We start from the raw sequence: 18,020 nt of genomic DNA on the forward strand, positions 1-18,020 counted from the left end.
CCGAGAGGGGGCGACAGCATAAAGTCGAATCTCGCGCTGCGACCGCGCAGTGAGTAATGTTGAGAAATGCGCGCCGAGAAACATCCGTTCGCGCCGCGGCGACTTTATACAAAAATAAAAATAACCGGATGTGGCCGAGTTAATCGTTTCCGGGCTCGATCGCGACGGATGATGGTCGTCGGCATCTTGCGGCGTCGGCCGTGCGCCGGTGAGCGGGGCAGGCTGCCGGCGACAGCAAGACGCGCAAGTTTTTCAGATCACCTTGCGGGCACAATCTGCACGCTTGTGCAGCGCTCGCCAGACGCATGCATCGGGGCGTCGAAGAGGCCGCTCAGCGCGCCGCGCGCAGCAATGCATCCTCGGTGATCGCGCTGGTCAGCACCGTGGGCAGGATCGCCGGCGGGGCGCCGGGGCCATAGACCACGTACAGCGGCACGCCGACCGCCTGGTGCTGGTCGAGGAAGGTGCTGATGGCCGGGTCGACATTGGTCCAGTCGCCCTTCATGTAGACCGCATCGACACGGCGCAGCGCGTCGCGGAAGTCGGCGCTGCCCAGCACGTTCTTTTCGTTGGCCTTGCAGGTCACGCACCAGTCGGCGGTCATGTTGACGAACACCACGCGGTTGTCGGCGCGCAGGCGGTCCAGCAGCTGCGGCGAGAACGCGACCACGCCTTCGCTGGCGGCGGTGGCGGCCGGCAGGCGCAGGCGGGTGACGCCCACCACCGGCACGATGGCCAGCACCAGCATCGCTGCGGCCAGGCGCAGGCCGGCGCGGTTGCTGGTCCAGCGGCTGCGCTCGAAACACCACAGGCCCAGCGCCAGCAGGGTGGCGCCGACCAGCATCAGGGCCAGCGCATCCACGCCGCGCTGCTTGCCCAGCACCCACAGCAGCCAGATCGCTGTGAGATACATCGGGAACGCCAGCACCTGCTTGAGCGTTTCCATCCAGGCGCCGGGCGTGGGCAGGCGCCGCGCCAGCGACGGGATGAAGCCGATCAGCAGGAACGGCAGCGCCAGGCCCAGGCCCAGTGCCAGGAACACCAGCATCGCCAGCAGTGCAGGTGCGGTGAACGCATAGGCCAGGGCGGTGCCCATGAACGGGGCGATGCAGGGGCTGGCGACCACACAGGCCAGCACGCCGGTGAAAAAGTCGCCCAGCGGCCCGTTGCGCGCGGCCAGCGACTGGCCGATGCCACCCAGGTTGCTGCCCAGCGTGAACACGCCCGACAGGCTCAGGCCCACCGCGAACATCAGATAGGCCAGTGCCGCCACAAACCACGGCTGCTGCAGCTGGAAGCCCCAGCCGGCCGCCTGGCCGGCCGCACGCAGGGCGATCACCAGCCCGCCGATGGCGGCGAAGGACACCAGCACGCCCAGCGAATACCAGATGGCATGGCTGCGCGCGTGGCTGCGGCTCTCGCCGCTATGGGCCAGGCCCAGCACCTTCAGCGACAGGATCGGCAGCACGCACGGCATCAGGTTCAACACCAGCCCGCCCAGCAGGGCCAGTGCCAGCATCGCCAGCAGGCCCTTGTCTGTGTGTGGCGGCTGGGTGCGCTGCGGGTTGTCGGCCGCCGCTGTTGGCGCGGGTTGCGTCTTGGCGTCCGGCGCCGTTGCCGGAGCGGGCTCGGGAGGCGCCTGCCCGGCGGCCAGCGGCGAGATCATCAATGGGGCGGCTTGTGCCTGGTTCTGCGGCGACACCGTGCCGGTGGGCAGGTCCAGCGCCACGCGGCGGGTCATCGGCGGGTAGCAGATGCCGTCGGTCTGGCAGCCCTGGAAGGTGGCCACCAGGGTCACCCGCGCCGGGTCGGGATGCTCGCGCAGCAATGGCAGGGTGACTTCGGCCTGGTCGAAATACACCACCACATCGCCGAAATGTTCGTCGCGATGGGTCTTGCCCTGCGGCCAGCGCGGCAGCCCGGTGCGCACGCCGCCGCTGCCTTCCACCGCCAGCGAGGTGCGGTCGCGGTAGAGGTAGTAGCCCGGTGCCGGGGTGAAGCGCAGCAGCAGGCTGTTGCCATCGCCCACGATGGCCTCGAAGGTGAAGGCCTGCTCGGCCGGCAGCGGTAGCGCATCCACCCCGGCCCCCTGGCCGGGCGCCCCGAACAGGCGCGGGCCAGGCGCGGCGCGCGGCACCAGGGCGCCCAGGTTTTCGCGTGGCGTGGCGGTGGTGGCCGTCGGTGCACCGGGCAGGCTCACCCGGATCTCGCGGCGCTGCGGCGGGTAGCACACCCCGGCATCGGCGCAGCCCTGGTATTGCACCTGCAGCACCGCGGTTTTCAGTGCCGGATCGGCCCTGCCGGCCAGGGTGGCCTGCAGTTGTTTGCGGTAGGTCTGCACCTGGCCGAAGAACTCGTCGTGCTTGCTCTGGCCTTCCGGCAGCGCCAGTTCGCCGGCAGCAAAGCCTTGTCCGGATTTGACGCTGATGCGGTGCCGATACAGGTAGTAGCCCGGCGCGATTTTCCAGCTCAGGCCGATGCTGTCGCGGCTGTCGGCCTGGGCGCTGAGCGCGAAGGCCTGGTCCACCGGCAGCAGGTCGGCCTCGCTGACCGCCTGCGCGGCGGGCGCCGCCAGTGCGAGCGAGGCGGCGATGACAGGGGCGGACAACCGTGCGCAGCGGGCGATCCAGCGGGACAGAAACTTCATGGACGTCAGGATTCCTTAGCGGGTATCGGCCCGGACCCAATCGAGATACGCCGGCAGCCCGGCGCTGGCTTGGACCGCGACCGCCTCCGGCAGTTCATAGGGATGCAGTGCCCGCAGCCGCGCGATGGCGTCCGGCAGGCGATCCTCCCAGGTCTTGATCAGCAGCTGCACTTCGGTACTGCGCTCGATCGCCCCGTTCCAGCGGTATAGCGATTGCGCGCCCGGCAACTGGGTGACGCAGGCGGCCAGGCGTTCGTCGAGCAAGGCGTGCGCGATACGGTCGGCGCTGTCCGCATCCGGGCAGGTGCTGAACAACAAATGGAGGGAAGAGGCATTCATTCGGTCTGGCAGTGTAATCCCCTGTCTGCGGGGGGAGCGACTGCGCATTCCGGAACAGGGCGTCAACTTCGCTGGATTGGCGCCGCCGGCGGGCCGTGCGTAGCGCTGCCCAGGTCTTTGTGAGCCGAACAGGCGTGCCGGGCTTCTAGAACGGCGTCTGTGCGCACGCCGATGAGCGTAGTACGCCGGGTAACTTGCCGGCGCCGGATGCACTGCTGTCCGATGCGTGCCTGGACCGCGCTCCGCGCCAACAACAGGGTCGTGCAAAGCGAGGCTGGCCCGCGATCAGCAACAAGGCCCCGCTCCTGCGGACAATGTGGATTGGAGGGACCAGTTTCCCTGGCCCGGCATCGCGATCCCGGGCCAGGGGGGGGCATCACCGCCTGGTGCTGACGGTGGTCGTCGCCTCGCATGCGCCATCGGTTTGCGTGCAACGCCAGGCGGCAGCCTCGCTGCGATTGGCGACATGCTGCCGACCATCGCCGCTGGCGCCCGACGCCTCAGCACGCCGGCCTTCCTGGCACGCGCGGAACAGCGGTCCAGCCACGCCGGCCCGACGCAGCGCGCGTCGGGCCGGTGCGGCTCAGTTGGCCAGCTGGCAGCTGGCCGGTTTGGCCGAGGTGAACAGGCCGGCGGTGGCCCATTCGGGGTGGTCGACGAACGGGTTGCGGTTGCCCTGGAAGCTGAAGATCACCTGGTTGCGGGCGCGTTCTGCATCGTCCGGCGGGTCGGCCTGGTGCCAGGCCAGCAGCGTGGACAGCAGGCCCATGTAGGCGGGCGAGGACGCGGTCTGTACGATCCGGCTGCGGTCGTCGGTGAGTTCCAGATCCGGTTCGGACTGGCCGGTGGTCGCATCAACGCCGCCTTCGTAGCGGATCGCCATGTACATCACCGCGCGTGCCATGTCGCCCTTGCGCTTGCCCCACACCTCGAACGTGCCGCTGTTGCCGTCCGGCGTGCGTACCCAGTTGGAATTGCCCGGATAGCGCCCGCTGCCGCCGCCGCTGCCGTCGTTGACCTCGGTCACCCGCTCGCCGCAGCTGCTGGTGCAGGTGGCGTAGGGCTTGTTGCCGCGGTCGGCGTTGAAGGTGGTGTCGGTCAGGTACAGCATGTGGGTGTCGGTGTAGGGCGCATACGGCAGGCCGCGATCGCCGGTGGCGCTGCCGAAACCCAGCGAGTTGGGCCAGGTGTGCTCACGGTTGTAGGTCAGGCCGCTGCCGGTGCCGGCCCGGTCGCTGCCCTTGGCGTAGCTGCGGTTGCGGTAGGCGTCCAGGATCCGGCCGCTGTTGTTGGGGTCCTCGTCGGCCATCTCCAGGATGGTCCAGGTGTTGGTGCCGGTTCCGCTGTAGGGATAGACCGTGTGGCCGCGGATGGTCGCATTGAGCGAGCAGCGCAGCTGGCTGGGGCTGGTGGTGTTGACCCGCGAGTAGTAGCCGGTACCGCCGCCGCTGGCGGTCGCCACGGTGAAGGCGATCGACTGATTGGCCGCCGGGCTCAGCCCGCTGGCATCGCGGATGGCGCTGGCCGTGATCGCCAGGGTGCAACGCTCGCCGCCGACCAGGGCGGTGTTGGTGGACAGGGTGAAGCGGGTGCCGCTGCTCGGGTAGCTCAAGGCCACCGTGCCGGAGCTGGCGCAGCTCAGCGCAAAGGCGCCGCCGCTCAGCGTCACCGCCTCGCTGAAGCCCACGCTCAGATCGCCCGCGGCGGGGAAGCCGGTCGCGCCCTGGGTTGGAGTGGTGCTGGTGATCGATGGTGCAGCGCCGGTTTCGCCGCCACCGCCGCTGCCGTTGAAGGTCTGGCCGCGGTTGCACGCGCCAAAGGTCTGCGCCGACGAGCCGGCCCAGCTGAAGTTGGCCGCGCTGCTGCCGGTGCCGGTGAGTTGCAGCGAACTGCCGACCGCGCTGCTGTTGCTCTCGCTGACCGGCAGGTTCTGGCTGGTGACGCCGGCGGCGGGGCCACCGCTGCCGGTGATGGCGCCTTCGTAGCTGAGGAACTGCACCAGTTGCCCGCTGGGATCGACCAGCGCCACGCCGTCGTTGGGCCCGTTCTGCACGCCGTTGCTGGCGTAGCTCACCGTGGCCACGCGCACCTGGCTGCCGCAGCTGACCAGGCTGCCGGCCGGGACTGCCGTGTTGGCATAGACCGTCGCCGCACTGGGCGCGCTGCCGTTGTACAGATAGATCCGGTAGCCGCTCAGCGACTCGCCGGCGGTGGCCACCACTTCCACGCCTTCGCCGGTGTCGCCGGAGGCGCCCGCGTCGTCGTAATGCAGTTCGTTGATGAACACCGCGGCGTGGGCGGCGGGGACGGCCAGGACAATGGCGCAGGCCAGCGGAAGACTACGGAACGGCAACCTCATCGACAGCTCCTTGTGATCGGGGAATGCGGGTCCGACTGTAGAGTCTGCGCATGACAAACGATGGAACCTGGTTCCATTTTTAGAACGCGTGCCGCCTGGCCCGCATGGCGGGGCGGGTGGAGCGGCGGCCAGGGGGTGAGCTAGCGACGGCTACGCGCGCGGCCTGTCTGCGCGCCGCCCCAGGCCCGCCCGATGACGGTTTACTGGGCCTCCGTTGTCGCTGCCTCGCCTGCGAATCAGACCTGCCGAAGAAAAAAGTTTGCGCCCGGCCCTTGAAACCCGCCCGCCCAGCACAATCTCTGGCCCGCACCCGCTCTGTCGGGTTTTTTCCGCGCGCTGTGCTGGCAGTCGTCATATGCGAGTGCTAACATCGCCGATAATTTCCAGACCAATCAATCACTTAAGAGGGTCTTTCTCTATGAGCATCAAGCCGCTTCACGACCGCGTTGTAGTCAAGCCGATCGAAGCCGACGAAGTTTCCGCCGGCGGCATCGTGATTCCGGACTCCGCCAAGGAAAAGTCCACCAAGGGTGAAGTCGTCGCCATCGGCGCCGGCAAGCCCCTGGACAACGGCAGCCTGCGCGCGCCGGTGGTCAAGGTCGGCGACAAGGTCATCTACGGCCAGTACGCCGGCAGCAGCTACAAGTCCGAAGGCGTCGAGTACAAGGTGCTGCGCGAAGACGACATCCTGGCGGTCATCGGCTGATCAGGCGCTCTGCGCCGGGAATCGGGAGTGGGGAATCGGGAATGGGCAAAGCGGCTAGCGCCCTTCGCCATCCCACCCCGCCTCGATATCCGCCCTTGATTGACCGATTCCCCATTCCCCATTCCCCATTTCCGGAGTTACATACAAATGGCTGCTAAAGACATTCGTTTCGGTGAAGACGCACGTACCCGCATGGTCCGTGGCGTCAACGTTCTCGCCAATGCCGTCAAGGCAACCCTGGGCCCGAAGGGCCGCAACGTCGTGCTCGAGAAGAGCTTCGGCGCGCCGACCATCACCAAGGACGGCGTCTCCGTCGCCAAGGAAATCGAACTGGCTGACAAGTTCGAGAACATGGGCGCGCAGATGGTCAAGGAAGTCGCTTCCAAGACCAACGACAACGCCGGCGACGGCACCACCACCGCCACCGTGCTGGCCCAGGCCCTGATCCGCGAAGGCGCCAAGGCTGTGGCCGCCGGCATGAACCCGATGGACCTCAAGCGCGGTATCGACCAGGCCGTCAAGGCCGCCGTCATCGAGCTGAAGAACATCTCCAAGCCCACCACCGACGACAAGGCAATCGCCCAGGTCGGCACCATCTCGGCCAACTCGGACGAATCGATCGGCAACATCATTGCCGAAGCGATGCAGAAGGTCGGCAAGGAAGGCGTGATCACCGTTGAAGAAGGCTCGGGCCTGGAAAACGAGCTGGACGTGGTCGAGGGCATGCAGTTCGATCGCGGCTACCTGTCCCCGTACTTCATCAACAACCAGCAGAGCCAGTCGGCCGACCTGGACGACCCGTTCATCCTGCTGCACGACAAGAAGATCTCCAACGTGCGTGACCTGCTGCCCGTGCTGGAAGGCGTGGCCAAGGCCGGCAAGCCGCTGCTGATCGTCGCCGAAGAAGTCGAAGGCGAAGCGCTGGCGACCCTGGTGGTCAACACCATCCGTGGCATCGTCAAGGTCGTGGCCGTCAAGGCACCGGGCTTCGGCGACCGTCGCAAGGCGATGCTGGAAGACATGGCCGTGCTGACCGGCGGCACCGTGATCTCCGAGGAAGTGGGTCTGGCGCTTGAGAAGGCGACCATCAAGGACCTGGGCCGTGCCAAGAAGGTGCAGGTCTCCAAGGAGAACACCACCATCATCGACGGTGCTGGCGATTCGGCCGCGATCGAGTCGCGCGTCGGCCAGATCAAGACCCAGATCGAAGACACCTCGTCCGATTACGACCGTGAAAAGCTGCAGGAACGTGTGGCCAAGCTGGCCGGCGGCGTTGCCGTGATCAAGGTCGGCGCCTCGACCGAAATCGAAATGAAGGAAAAGAAGGCCCGCGTCGAAGACGCCCTGCACGCCACCCGTGCAGCCGTCGAAGAAGGCGTGGTCCCGGGCGGCGGCGTGGCCCTGGTGCGTGCGCTGGTGGCCGTCGGTAACCTGACCGGTGCCAACGAAGACCAGACCCACGGCATCCAGATCGCCCTGCGCGCGATGGAAGCCCCGCTGCGCGAAATCGTGGCCAATGCCGGCGAAGAGCCGTCCGTGATCCTGAACAAGGTCAAGGAAGGCACCGGCAACTACGGCTACAACGCGGCCAACGGCGAGTTCGGCGACATGGTCGAGTTCGGCATCCTGGATCCGACCAAGGTCACCCGCTCGGCACTGCAGAACGCAGCCTCGATCGCCGGCCTGATGATCACCACCGAAGCCATGGTGGCCGATGCACCGAAGAAGGACGAGCCGGCGATGCCGGCCGGCGGTGGCATGGGCGGCATGGGCGGCATGGATTTCTGATCCACGCCACTTCGGCTGTTGCAACACAAAAGGACCCCGCCGAAAGGCGGGGTTTTTTGTGGGCGGTCGTGGATGCCGCAAGAGGCGGTCGTCGATGGATGATCTGCACCGGAGCATGTGGCAGATGCACGTTCGCCGTTGGTCGCGCAGGCCAAGCAGACCCCCACGACCTCGTAGGAGCGCACCTGGGCGCGAAGAGGCGTCACCGATAACGCTCTGGTCGCGCCCGGGTGCGCTCCTACGCAGGGTCGATGCGGCGCCCGCGCAACCGGCTCGCGGCCCCAACCGTGTGCGACATCGCAAAACCACGCAGATCGCGACGTCAATCACACTTGCATGACAAGGTGTTGACACCGATGTCATCGCAGTTCTAGCGTCGCTGGGCAGGCGTTTGCGCCGCGTGGTCGGGGGGCCATCGGACAAGGGGCGGCGGTGCGTGCATCGCTGGCAGACGTCGTTGCAGTGCACTGCCACGCCGGCCGCGTCCGGCTTCTCCCGGGGATCTTATGAACTGCCGCAGTCATCGTCTTGCCTTGTCGATTTCCGTGTCCCTTGCACTGACGGCCGCCGCTGCGCCGCCGCTCATGGCCCAGCAAACCGAGCCGGACACACCGCGCGCCACCTCCACCCTGGATGCGGTCAGCGTCACCGGCTCGCGCATCAAGCGCGCGCAGGTCGAAGGCGCGCAGCCGGTGGTCACCATCTCCGCGCAGCAGATCCAGCAGGAGGGCTTTGCCACCGTCTACGACGTGCTCAACAGCATGAACCAGCAGGGCTCGGTGGAAGCCGATACACAGTGGGGCTCGCACACGCCCAATGCCTCGCCGATCAATCTGCGCGACCTGGGGCCCGGGCGCACCCTGCTGCTGGTCAACGGCCACCGCGTGGCCGATTACCCGCTGCCGTACGGCGGCGAAAGCAACTTTTCCAACTACAGCAACATCCCGTCTGCGGCGGTGGAGCGCATCGAGATCCTCACCGGCGGCGCCTCGGCGATCTATGGCTCGGACGCGGTGGCCGGCGTGGTCAACGTGATCCTCAAACGCGACTATCAGGGCGACCAGCTGCGCCTGCGTGGCGGCACCGCCACCGAAGGTGGTCGCGACAGTTTCGATGTGTCGTGGGCGGGCGGGCGCACTGGCGAAAACTGGAGCGTGACCTACGCCCTGCAGGCCACCCGGCGCGACCCCTTGAGCGGCCGCGATCGCCCGCAGATGGACGACTCGGACGACATGTCCTATTCCAACTGGACCGGCCAGAACCGCCTGTACGGCTTCAACCCGTTCACCGGCCTGAGCCTGGTCGATGCCAACACCAATGAACGTCTGGCGCCGCCTGCGGGCACCTGCGCGCGCTTCGGCGGCGAGTTCGTCGATGCGCCGCGGCTGAGCTACGACCAGAACAGCGGCGCGCTGACCAATGCCGGCGACTATTGCGGCGTGGCGCGCGATTACGGCGATTGGGGCCTGGTCACCGGCAGCGAAGATTATTCGGCGTATCTCTACGGCACCTGGAAGTTCGGCGAGGCCACCGAGGCCTGGGCCACGCTGTCGGCCAACCGCAGCATCGGGCGCTGGACCTACGACCCGCCGTACGCCTACCTGGGCCCGTTCCAGGACGCGGCCACCGGACGCTCGTTGAACCTGATCCGTCAGCTCACCCGGCGCGAAGCCGGCGGCTGGGACCGGCTGGCCAACTACAACAAGGAGCAGTCCTGGGATCTGAGCGCCGGCTTGCGTGGAGTCTGGGCCGATCGCTTCGATTGGGAGCTGAGCGTGGGCCGCTCGCGCTACACCGTGGACGAATACATCCGCACCGTGGATACCGCGCGCGCCACCGAGTACTTCCTCGGCAGCCCCACCGGCACCGCCGCCGATGGCTCGCCGATTTATGCGATCAACGAAGCACGGCTGTATGCGCCGCTGTCGTCGAACCAGTACGACCAGCTGGTCGCCAAATCGCATAACTCGGCGTATTCGTGGGTGAATCAGGCCAGTTTCAGCCTCAGCGGCGATCTGGTGCAGGGCTGGGCCGGGCCGATCCGTTTCGCCACCGTGGCCGAAGTGGCCAAGCAGGGTTATCAACTGTCGCCGGACCCGTGCGCCAACGAGTGCTACCCAGTGGACGTGGTCGACAGCGGCGGCGGCGAACGCCTGCGCAGCTCGGCCGGTCTTGAATTCCAGATCCCGTTGCTTTCGACGTTGAGCGCCAATGTCGCCGGCCGCTACGATCGCTACGGCAATTACCGCTCTTCGGCCGCGATTGCGACCGATGTCGGCACGCAAAGCGATACCACCTGGAGCGCGGGTCTGGAATGGCGCCCGGTCGAGAGCCTGTTGTTGCGCAGCACGCTGGCCACCAGCTTCCGCGCGCCGGACATGCACTACGTGCTCGGCGAACCCAGCTCCACCAACCAGACCGTGATCGACCAGTACCGCTGCATCACCTCTGGCGCGTATCAAACCGGCGGCTGCAACGACGAAAACAACAACATCTATTACACCGTGGATGTGAATCGGCGCGGCACCCCGGATCTTCGCTCGGAAACCGGCCGCTCATTCACTGGCGGGGTGGTGTGGGACATCGCGCAAGGGCTGTCGCTGAGCGTGGATTACTACCGCATCCAGCTGGAGGAAATGATCAAGGATCTGGACCGCGACGAGATCCTGTCGGCCGAAGCCGGCTGCCGCACCGGCACCACCATCAGCGGCGGTGCCTGGAACAATCCAGGCGGTGCGGGGTATTGCGACACCATCACCTCGCGCGTGGTGCGCAATGCCGATGGCACCATCGCCAGCATCGAGCGCGGCCCGATCAACCTGGCGCAGATGGAAACCTCCGGCATCGATGCCTCGCTGAAGTATCGCCTTGCCACCGCCGGCTGGGGCAACTTCCAGCTGTCGCTGGATTACAACACCCTGATCGCCTACCGCGAACAGATCTACCGCACCGACAGCGACGAGAACCGCCGCGACGAACGCGTGCGCAGCCGCGTGCGCGGCAGCGTGCACTGGGACAACGGCGGCGCCTGGGACTGGACGGTGTACTTCCGCCGGCTCGGCTCGATGCGCGCGGTCAACTGGGGCACCTGCGCCCGCTTCGACGACGGCTACCAGCCCAGCGCTTCGGACGAATGCCTGGTCACCGACACCGGCAACGTGAATCTGGGCCAGACCAGCAAGCGCTATTTCGGCCGCGTGGGCCCGGCGATCTACTGGAACCTGAGCACCGGCTACAAGATCACCGACCACGCCAAGGTCAACTTCTACGTCAACAATGTGTTCAACGAAGTGGGCTACGAGAACAAGGAGCGCTTCTACGGCTACGGGTTCTACAACACCACCTTGTTCAACCCGATCGGCCGCGAAGTGGCGGCGGAGTATGTGTTTACGTTTTGAGTGACGTTTGCCCCACTGCACGCCATGGCCTCATCGCCGTGGCGTGCAGTGGGGTGTTGCGGTGACACATATAGGCGCGGCGTAACACCAGCCAAGACGCGATGTCAGGCAAGACGCGATGCGGTTCGGCGCAAGCTTGCCAACGCCCGCGTGGCGATGCCGCGCATCGGATCGCTCAAGGCCGCGTCGTCGATGGACCGCTGCCAGAACTGTTCGGCCATCTCCGCGGCGCGTCGCCATTGTGCGAATTGACCGACCGTGGGTGGTGGAATCTCGATATCCCGTGGCACGATTTCGCCACTGGATGCCGGCCGCAGCGCCATCGGCAACATGTCGTACACCGGCGCAAGCCGCAGCGGCAAGGTGTCGGCAAGAATCAGCGCTGCATTGCCCAGATGCATGTCAGTGTTGCCGATGAGCACGCCGAACCAGCTGATCACCTCAAGACGCTCTGCATCGTCCGCACTCAGCCAACCATCGCGCTTGAGCAGTGGCGCAAGCGCGCGCCACGTGCCGACCTCCGACTGCCCATAGAACGCGGTAAAGATCGCCATCAACGAGACAAAACCGTGGCGGCCCAGCGTCGGAGTGCGATCGAAGCGCGTGGATTCGAGAAAGACGCGCTCGCCGGCCTGCAGCCGCTGCGTCGTTGCGGCTGCGATGCCACCGGCAAGTAGCACGTTGCTCGCAAGGTGCTCCATCTGCAGCAGGTCCGCCCAGCGCCGCCCGGCCGGCTGATCGATCCGGTCGGAGAACTTCACGATGACCGGACGATACACGCCATGTTCGCGCAGCACGGCAGTGAACTTCGGTTGCTCGCCTGCAGCGGACGAGCCGACGTCCTCGCCGCGCAGGGCGGCATCGGCATGCTGGAGATATGCGTGCAGGCGCGCCTCGATGTCGATGCACTCAGGCTGGTCGATCGACGACAGCGCGCGAGCCAGCGCATGCTCGCCCACGAGCAGGTCGCCGAGCTGGTCGTGACCATCGGACAGCAGCGCGACGAGTGTGTCACCGGGCGACCACAGCATGAGATTTTCAGGTAGCCGCAACGACCCGGAGACGCGGCGTGCCAGATTGCGCCCCAGAAATCCCTGCGGGCGTTGGTCATCCAGAAACCAGGGCAGCGACTCGAACACGCCCAGCTGCATCGGCGGATGCAGGAGCACCGGGTTTTCCTGCAGCAGCTCCACGAAGAAGTGGTCGTGATGGAGTGCATGCAGCTGGCCCAGCGCCACAACGCGGGCATGGCTGTCGATGCGGTAGAGCGGCCAGGCGCGCGCGCCCCGCACCTCGCCCGCGGCGGCATAACTGGTGGCGCGTGCGCTGCCGTAGCGCCGCACCGCAGTTCCTGCGGCGGCAACCAGGCGAGAAAGGGTTGCCTTGCTCACGCCCAATCGCGCGGCAAGATCGGCGCCGCGCAACGGGCCGTTGACGCGCAGCGTGGTGACCAGGCGTTCTACTGCTTCGGGCTGGGGCATGCAAATCACGAGTGAAACGATTAATGAAACGATATATCAGGTTTGATCGCGTAACAAGTATATGACTTGTATGGGATATTTCACAATTCAGAGAGAAATCAGGCATTGGTGGTGAAACGATACTTTCGGTGTTCCTGGACCGGAGAGTGTCCGGAGCGCAATCCTGCACAGAGCGGGACGGCCCCAGCGGCGCTCAAGAAACGACGAGCGTCGCAGTGCGGCATCGTTCATGTCACAACGCCCGGACGCGGTGCGCGCATCCGCTTGTCGCCAAGAGCGGGCCTGAAACACCGCATGGTGTGCCGAGGTGAGGCGCGCCCTGTACCTATTGCATTCGCTTTCAGGCGGGTAGACCTCCACGCCAGCGCCTTGATCGCACCGCGCCGGGCACGCGCGGCAACACTCCGTAACACTGCTGCTGCAGGTAAGGGAGTCGGCACGTCAGCATCGATCGGATTGCGACCCGTTGCCCTGATCAATCGTTGCTGCCATGCGTACGACTGCTTGCCGCTCCACCCGACGATTGCTTCCACGCGCATGGTCCGTTGCCGATGAAACAGTGGCAACGCGCAAATACGCGTGGTATCAATGCATCCCATGAACGCACCCCGCAGCCAGTTTTATTTTTGGTACTACGGTTTTCCGATGCCGCTGGCGGAGGACGGATTGCGCTCACCCTGAAGAAATCTTCAGCAGCATTCCCGAAAAGCCGCCAGCGCACACTGGCGGCTTTTTTTGTTGCCGCCTTGCCTGGCTTCCCTATGCACTGCCGACCCGAGACAACGTTATGCCGCCCGTGACCGATGACCTGCGTATCCGCAAGATCGAAGCCCTCGCACCGCCTTCGCAGCTGCTGTCGCTGCTGCCCTGCGACGAGCGCGCCTCCGAAACCGTGACCAACTCGCGCGCCGCCCTGCACGCCATCCTGCATGGGCGCGACGACCGCCTGGCGGTGGTGATCGGGCCCTGCTCGATCCACGACCCGGTCGCGGCGATGGAGTATGCGCAGCGGCTGCGCCCATTGCGCGAGCAGTTCGGCGACGCGCTGGAGATCGTGATGCGGGTGTACTTCGAAAAGCCGCGTACCACCATCGGCTGGAAGGGCCTGATCAACGATCCGGACCTGGATGGCAGCTTCCAGATCAACAAGGGGCTGCGGGTGGCGCGCGGCCTGCTGCGCGACATCAACAACCTCGGCCTGCCGGCGGGTGTGGAATTTCTCGACATCATCTCGCCGCAGTACATCGCCGACCTGGTGGCCTGGGGCGCGATCGGCGCACGCACCACCGAAAGCCAGGTGCATCGCGAAATGGCCTCGGGCCTGTCGTGCCCGGTGGGCTTCAAGAACGGCACCGGTGGCGACGTCAAGATTGCGGTGGACGCGGTGGGTGCGGCCTCGCATCCGCACCATTTCCTGGCCGTGACCAAGGATGGCCAGACCGCGGTGGCTGCCACTGCGGGCAATCCGGATTGCCATGTGATCCTGCGCGGCGGCAAGGTGCCCAACTTCGATGCGGCCAGTGTGGAAGCGGCCAGCCAGGTGCTGAATAAATCCGGCTTGCCGGCACGCCTGATGATCGATGCCAGCCATGCCAACAGCGGCAAGAATCCCGACAACCAGCCCAAGGTCATCGACGACATCGCCACGCAGCTGGAAGGTGGCGAGACGCGCATCGTCGGCGTCATGGTGGAGAGCCACCTGGTCGGCGGCCGCCAGGAGCTGGTGCCCGGTTGCGAGCTGATCTACGGCCAGAGCATCACCGACGGCTGCCTGGATTGGGACGCTTCGGTGCAGGTGCTGGAGCGTCTGGCGACAGCGGTGCGTGCACGTCGTGCGCGGCGGGTTGCCGAGGCTGCATGAGCCCGGGAGGTGGCATTGTCGGGCCGATGGCAGGATTGCGCGTCGGGCGGCTTGCGGATGCGGCACCAGGCGTCGCCCGAATCCTTTCGGCGCGATGCGCCACTTCTCCGGTGGGAGAAGGTCAGGAGCGCTGCTGCTCCTGACGGAATGAAGGCAGCCCGCCTCGCCATCGTGAAGCGTCTTTCTTTGGCGAAACGAAAACCCCTGTGCCTGTGGGAAAGGGCTGGGGCGATGGTGCGGCGGAGCACCATCCTCCAACGCCTGAACGGCCACACCAGCGGCCAAAAAAAACGCCGGACCGGCGCAGGGAGCCGGTCCGGCGGATTGAACAACACCACCCACTGGTGACTCGTCGCTGTGGCGGCCAGGAGGGAGAGTCGTTGCGCACCGCCGGCGAGCGAGTAGGAACGTTATCCCCCGCGCGCATGGCCCCCGCATGTCGCTGCGTGGCGTCGGCAGACATGAAGTTTCGAAAGAGTTAATCGACGCCGCAGCGGTGCTGCACTGCGGAGATCGCCGCATGCGTGACAACGTAGCCAGCAGCTTGCGCAGGTGCGCCGGTTCGATACGCATCGCCATCGCCATCGCCTCGGGGGCGCCCGGGCCGGTGAAGCCACTCATCGCCACGGTCTGGCCCGGTTGAGTCGGCGTGGCTGCTCCGCCGGCGCAGACACCTGTCTTTCGCGCAGCGGCGCCTGCAGGATGGGGAGGCTGGACATGCCGGGCATAGCGGAAACCGGCACGCCCACCATGGCCGCGCCCGGCATCTTGCCGCAGGCGACCTTGCTGCAACGGGCAGCGGCGTCCACGTCCATTGACCATACCGCCGGGAAGCACGGCGTACATCGCCAGCCGAACACGGCCGGCACTCCCCCTGCCTGGGAGCAGGCGCAGATGCTGCTGCGCGCGCTCCATCGTGCACCTGACAACGCCTCCACGGTATCGCGCGCGCTCAGCGTTCACGCCTCGCCGTCGGCGCACCCGCGATAGTGACGGCAGACTCTTCTCTGCTTGCGCCCATGCCCTCTCTTCGCGAACGCTTTCAGCGCTGGCCCCGGCCGTGGCGGCTTGCGGTGCTTGTGCTGTTGGCGCTGTACGCGCTGTACCTGGTTGCCGGCAATGTGTTCCTCAACACGCCGTTGTTCGACGCCACCACCAACCGGCAGCCGCACAAGTTCACCATGCAGACCGGCCCGGCGCTGACGCTGTTCCCGGGCGAGGTGATGGCCTGGAACGTGCGCATGCGCGGGCAGGCCAACCGCACCGTGTATGTCTTCCACGCCGATCGTGCGCATGCGCGCGTCGCGTTGCTGGCCTTGTTTCGGCGCGAGGTCCGTCTGCCGTGGCTGCACGCCACCGGCCTGAGCGCGGAAGTGGAAACCTCCGACACCCCCATTCCGCCACCACCACGCGGCGATCAGGGCTGGACGCTGCGCTTCGATGCGATCAGCAGCAACAGCATCCGCAGTGCGCGGCTGGGCAAACTGCTGATCGCCGGCAACGGCCACGGCACGGTGGGCTTTCTGAAACAGCTCAAGGGCGGGCCATCGGAGCTGTTTGCGTCCGAGGCGGGCTTCCGCGATGCGGTGGTCAGCTTCGATGGCGTGCAGGTCTTCAATGGCGCGCAGCTGGATGCGCAGTTCCAGTTTCCGCGCCACTACCGCGATGAAGCGCCCGGCCTGCGCAAGCTCGGCATCACCCATGCGCGGCTGCAGTTGAAGGCCGGTACGGTGGCGTTGAAGATCGATACCGGGGCGCCGCACGTGGATATCCGCAGCGGTCCATCTGCGGCGCGTGTGGAGGCCGACATCACACTGGATCGCGGCGCACTGCAGCCGGGCAGCCATGCGGTGTGGCGGCTGCCATTGATGGCCGGTGTCGGCGCCACCGACCGCGGCATGCTGGCGCTGCAGCTGGATGTGGCGCAGGACATCCGCGTACAGGCGCGGTTGCCGCGCGATGCAGACACCGGCAGCGAACTGCACGCCGATCTGCGCGTTGCCGGCCGCAGCATTCCCTTCCAGGAGCCGGCGCAGCTCCTGCCGCGGTTGTCGGGCCAGGTGCAGGGGCGCTGGAAGTTCGAATCCTTGAACTGGATCGCCGAGCTGTTCGTGCGCAAGCCGTGGTTTCAGCTGGAAGGCGGTGGCCTGGTGGAGGCCGATCTACGCCTGGCGCAAGGCCGGCTCACCAGCGGCAGCAGCCTGGAGATCCCGCGCGTGGAGGCGGCGGCACAGGTGTTCGACACGCGCCTGACCGGCATCGCCAGGGCGCGCGGTCGCATCGACGATGCCGCCACCCCGCAGGCGCATCTGGATGTGAGCATTCCCACGTTCCGCGCCGCACCGCGCGATGCGCCGAGGCAGATCCTGCTGGATGGCCGCGACCTGCAGCTGGCCATGCATGGCGATGCCGAACTGGCGCGCCTGCGCGACACGCTCAAGGCGCAGCTGCGTTTCAGCGATGCGAAGGTGCCCGACCTGACGGTCTACAACCGCTATCTCTCCGGCAAAGCGGTACGCCTGCTCGGCGGCAGCGGCAGCCTGACCGGCGATGTCGCGCTCAACGCCTCCGGCGATGTCGGCAGCGGGCATGCGCATCTGCGTGGGCAGGGCGCGCATCTGGCGCTGGCCGGGATGCAGATGCGCGGCGATGCCGAATTGCAGGCGCAGCTGCAACGCGCCGACTTCAAGACCAAGTTCTTCGACCTCAGCGGCACACGCGTGCGTTTGCGCAACATGCGCGTGGGCGATGACACTGCCGACGCCAATTGGTGGGGCGAGCTGCAGGTCGGGGCCGGCACCATCCAGGCCAGTGCGCCGTTCCAGCTGGATGCCGACGCCGCGCTGCGCATGCGCGATGCCGCGCCGTTGCTGTCGGTGTTCGCACAGCGGGCCGACTATCCGCGCTGGGTGGTGGGCCTGCTGGATTCGGGCGAGCTCGATGCCACCGGGCGGGTGCGCTGGCGCAAGCAACAGCTGACGGTCGACGACCTGCAGGCGGAAAATGCACGTCTGTCGTTGCGCGCGCGTCTGGCCCTGGACGACGACGCGCGCCGTGGCAACCTGTATCTGCGCTGGGGCGTGCTCGGCGCCGGCATCGAAATCGATGGCAAACAGCGCCAGTGGCATCTTGCCGGCGCACGCGAGTGGTACGACGAGCAGCCGGGTCTGCTGCCGCCGGTGTCCAAGCGCAACTAAGCGCTTGGTGGGTTCGTGGCGGGCGCGGTGATGGATGAGACGCGAATCGGTGCGATGCAGTGTCGACGCGGGTTGCGGGCGGCGCTGCAGATGCATCAGATGGCCGGAAGCGGCTGACAAAACCATCGCACAGCCGCCGACGGGCGCGGCCAGTGTGCGGAATCGGCATGGCCCCACGCACCCACTGCATCCGCCGTGCGCCGTGCATCTCCAACAGACCACTGCCCGGTACGTGCTGGCAACC

9 protein-coding genes and 1 pseudogene are annotated in these 18,020 nt (G+C 66.6%); 5 read left to right on the forward strand and 5 right to left on the reverse strand.

The genetic code is table 11. The features are described from left to right. Positions 1 to 331: 331 nt before the first annotated feature. The 3 genes from VZ068_RS03255 to VZ068_RS03265 form a co-directional block, all read right to left on the reverse strand. Positions 332 to 2,647, reverse strand: a complete 2,316-nt coding sequence (locus tag VZ068_RS03255; RefSeq protein ID WP_349656885.1) for a protein-disulfide reductase DsbD — start codon at positions 2,645 to 2,647, stop codon at positions 332 to 334. Between the two features lie 15 nt (positions 2,648 to 2,662). Then, complete coding sequence (cutA, locus tag VZ068_RS03260; protein ID WP_259155714.1) at positions 2,663 to 2,986, reverse strand: divalent-cation tolerance protein CutA; 324 nt, start codon at positions 2,984 to 2,986, stop codon at positions 2,663 to 2,665. Positions 2,987 to 3,569: 583 nt separating this feature from the next. After that, positions 3,570 to 5,345 (reverse strand): endonuclease, encoded by a 1,776-nt coding sequence (locus VZ068_RS03265; RefSeq protein ID WP_259167457.1) that lies wholly within the window; start codon positions 5,343 to 5,345, stop codon positions 3,570 to 3,572. Positions 5,346 to 5,763: 418 nt separating this feature from the next. Between VZ068_RS03265 and VZ068_RS03270 the strand changes: the two genes are divergently transcribed. The 3 genes from VZ068_RS03270 (at position 5,764) to VZ068_RS03280 (ending at position 11,237) form a co-directional block, all read left to right on the forward strand. Beyond that, positions 5,764 to 6,051 carry a co-chaperone GroES gene (locus VZ068_RS03270; RefSeq protein ID WP_003483210.1) on the forward strand — a complete coding sequence of 96 codons (288 nt, stop codon included), beginning with the start codon at positions 5,764 to 5,766 and terminating at the stop codon, positions 6,049 to 6,051. A 147-nt stretch (positions 6,052 to 6,198) separates the two neighbouring features. After that, positions 6,199 to 7,839 carry a chaperonin GroEL gene (gene groL / locus VZ068_RS03275; RefSeq protein WP_039421754.1) on the forward strand — a complete coding sequence of 547 codons (1,641 nt, stop codon included), beginning with the start codon at positions 6,199 to 6,201 and terminating at the stop codon, positions 7,837 to 7,839. Between the two features lie 584 nt (positions 7,840 to 8,423). Continuing rightward, positions 8,424 to 11,237, forward strand: coding sequence for a TonB-dependent receptor (locus VZ068_RS03280; protein ID WP_349656886.1), 2,814 nt, complete (start codon positions 8,424 to 8,426; stop codon positions 11,235 to 11,237). Positions 11,238 to 11,341: 104 nt separating this feature from the next. Here VZ068_RS03280 and yjjJ read toward each other — a convergent pair whose 3' ends face one another. Further along, on the reverse strand, positions 11,342 to 12,727 hold the full coding sequence (gene yjjJ / locus VZ068_RS03285) for a type II toxin-antitoxin system HipA family toxin YjjJ (protein ID WP_349656887.1): 1,386 nt from the start codon (positions 12,725 to 12,727) through the stop codon (positions 11,342 to 11,344). A 778-nt stretch (positions 12,728 to 13,505) separates the two neighbouring features. Between yjjJ and VZ068_RS03290 the strand changes: the two genes are divergently transcribed. Further along, a complete protein-coding gene (locus tag VZ068_RS03290; RefSeq protein ID WP_349656888.1) occupies positions 13,506 to 14,579 on the forward strand; it encodes a 3-deoxy-7-phosphoheptulonate synthase in 1,074 nt (357 codons plus the stop codon). 546 nt (positions 14,580 to 15,125) lie between these two features. Here VZ068_RS03290 and VZ068_RS03295 read toward each other — a convergent pair. Next, a pseudogene (locus tag VZ068_RS03295) lies at positions 15,126 to 15,298 on the reverse strand (propionyl-CoA--succinate CoA transferase); the annotation flags it as partial. 300 nt (positions 15,299 to 15,598) lie between these two features. On the opposite strand from VZ068_RS03295, the gene VZ068_RS03300 reads away from it, so the two are divergent. Continuing rightward, a complete protein-coding gene (locus VZ068_RS03300) occupies positions 15,599 to 17,776 on the forward strand; it encodes a hypothetical protein (RefSeq protein WP_349656889.1) in 2,178 nt (725 codons plus the stop codon). The last annotated feature ends 244 nt before the right edge of the window (positions 17,777 to 18,020 follow it).

The organism is Xanthomonas sp. 10-10 (assembly GCF_040182365.1).
Taxonomy (GTDB): Bacteria; Pseudomonadota; Gammaproteobacteria; order Xanthomonadales; family Xanthomonadaceae; genus Xanthomonas; species Xanthomonas arboricola_F.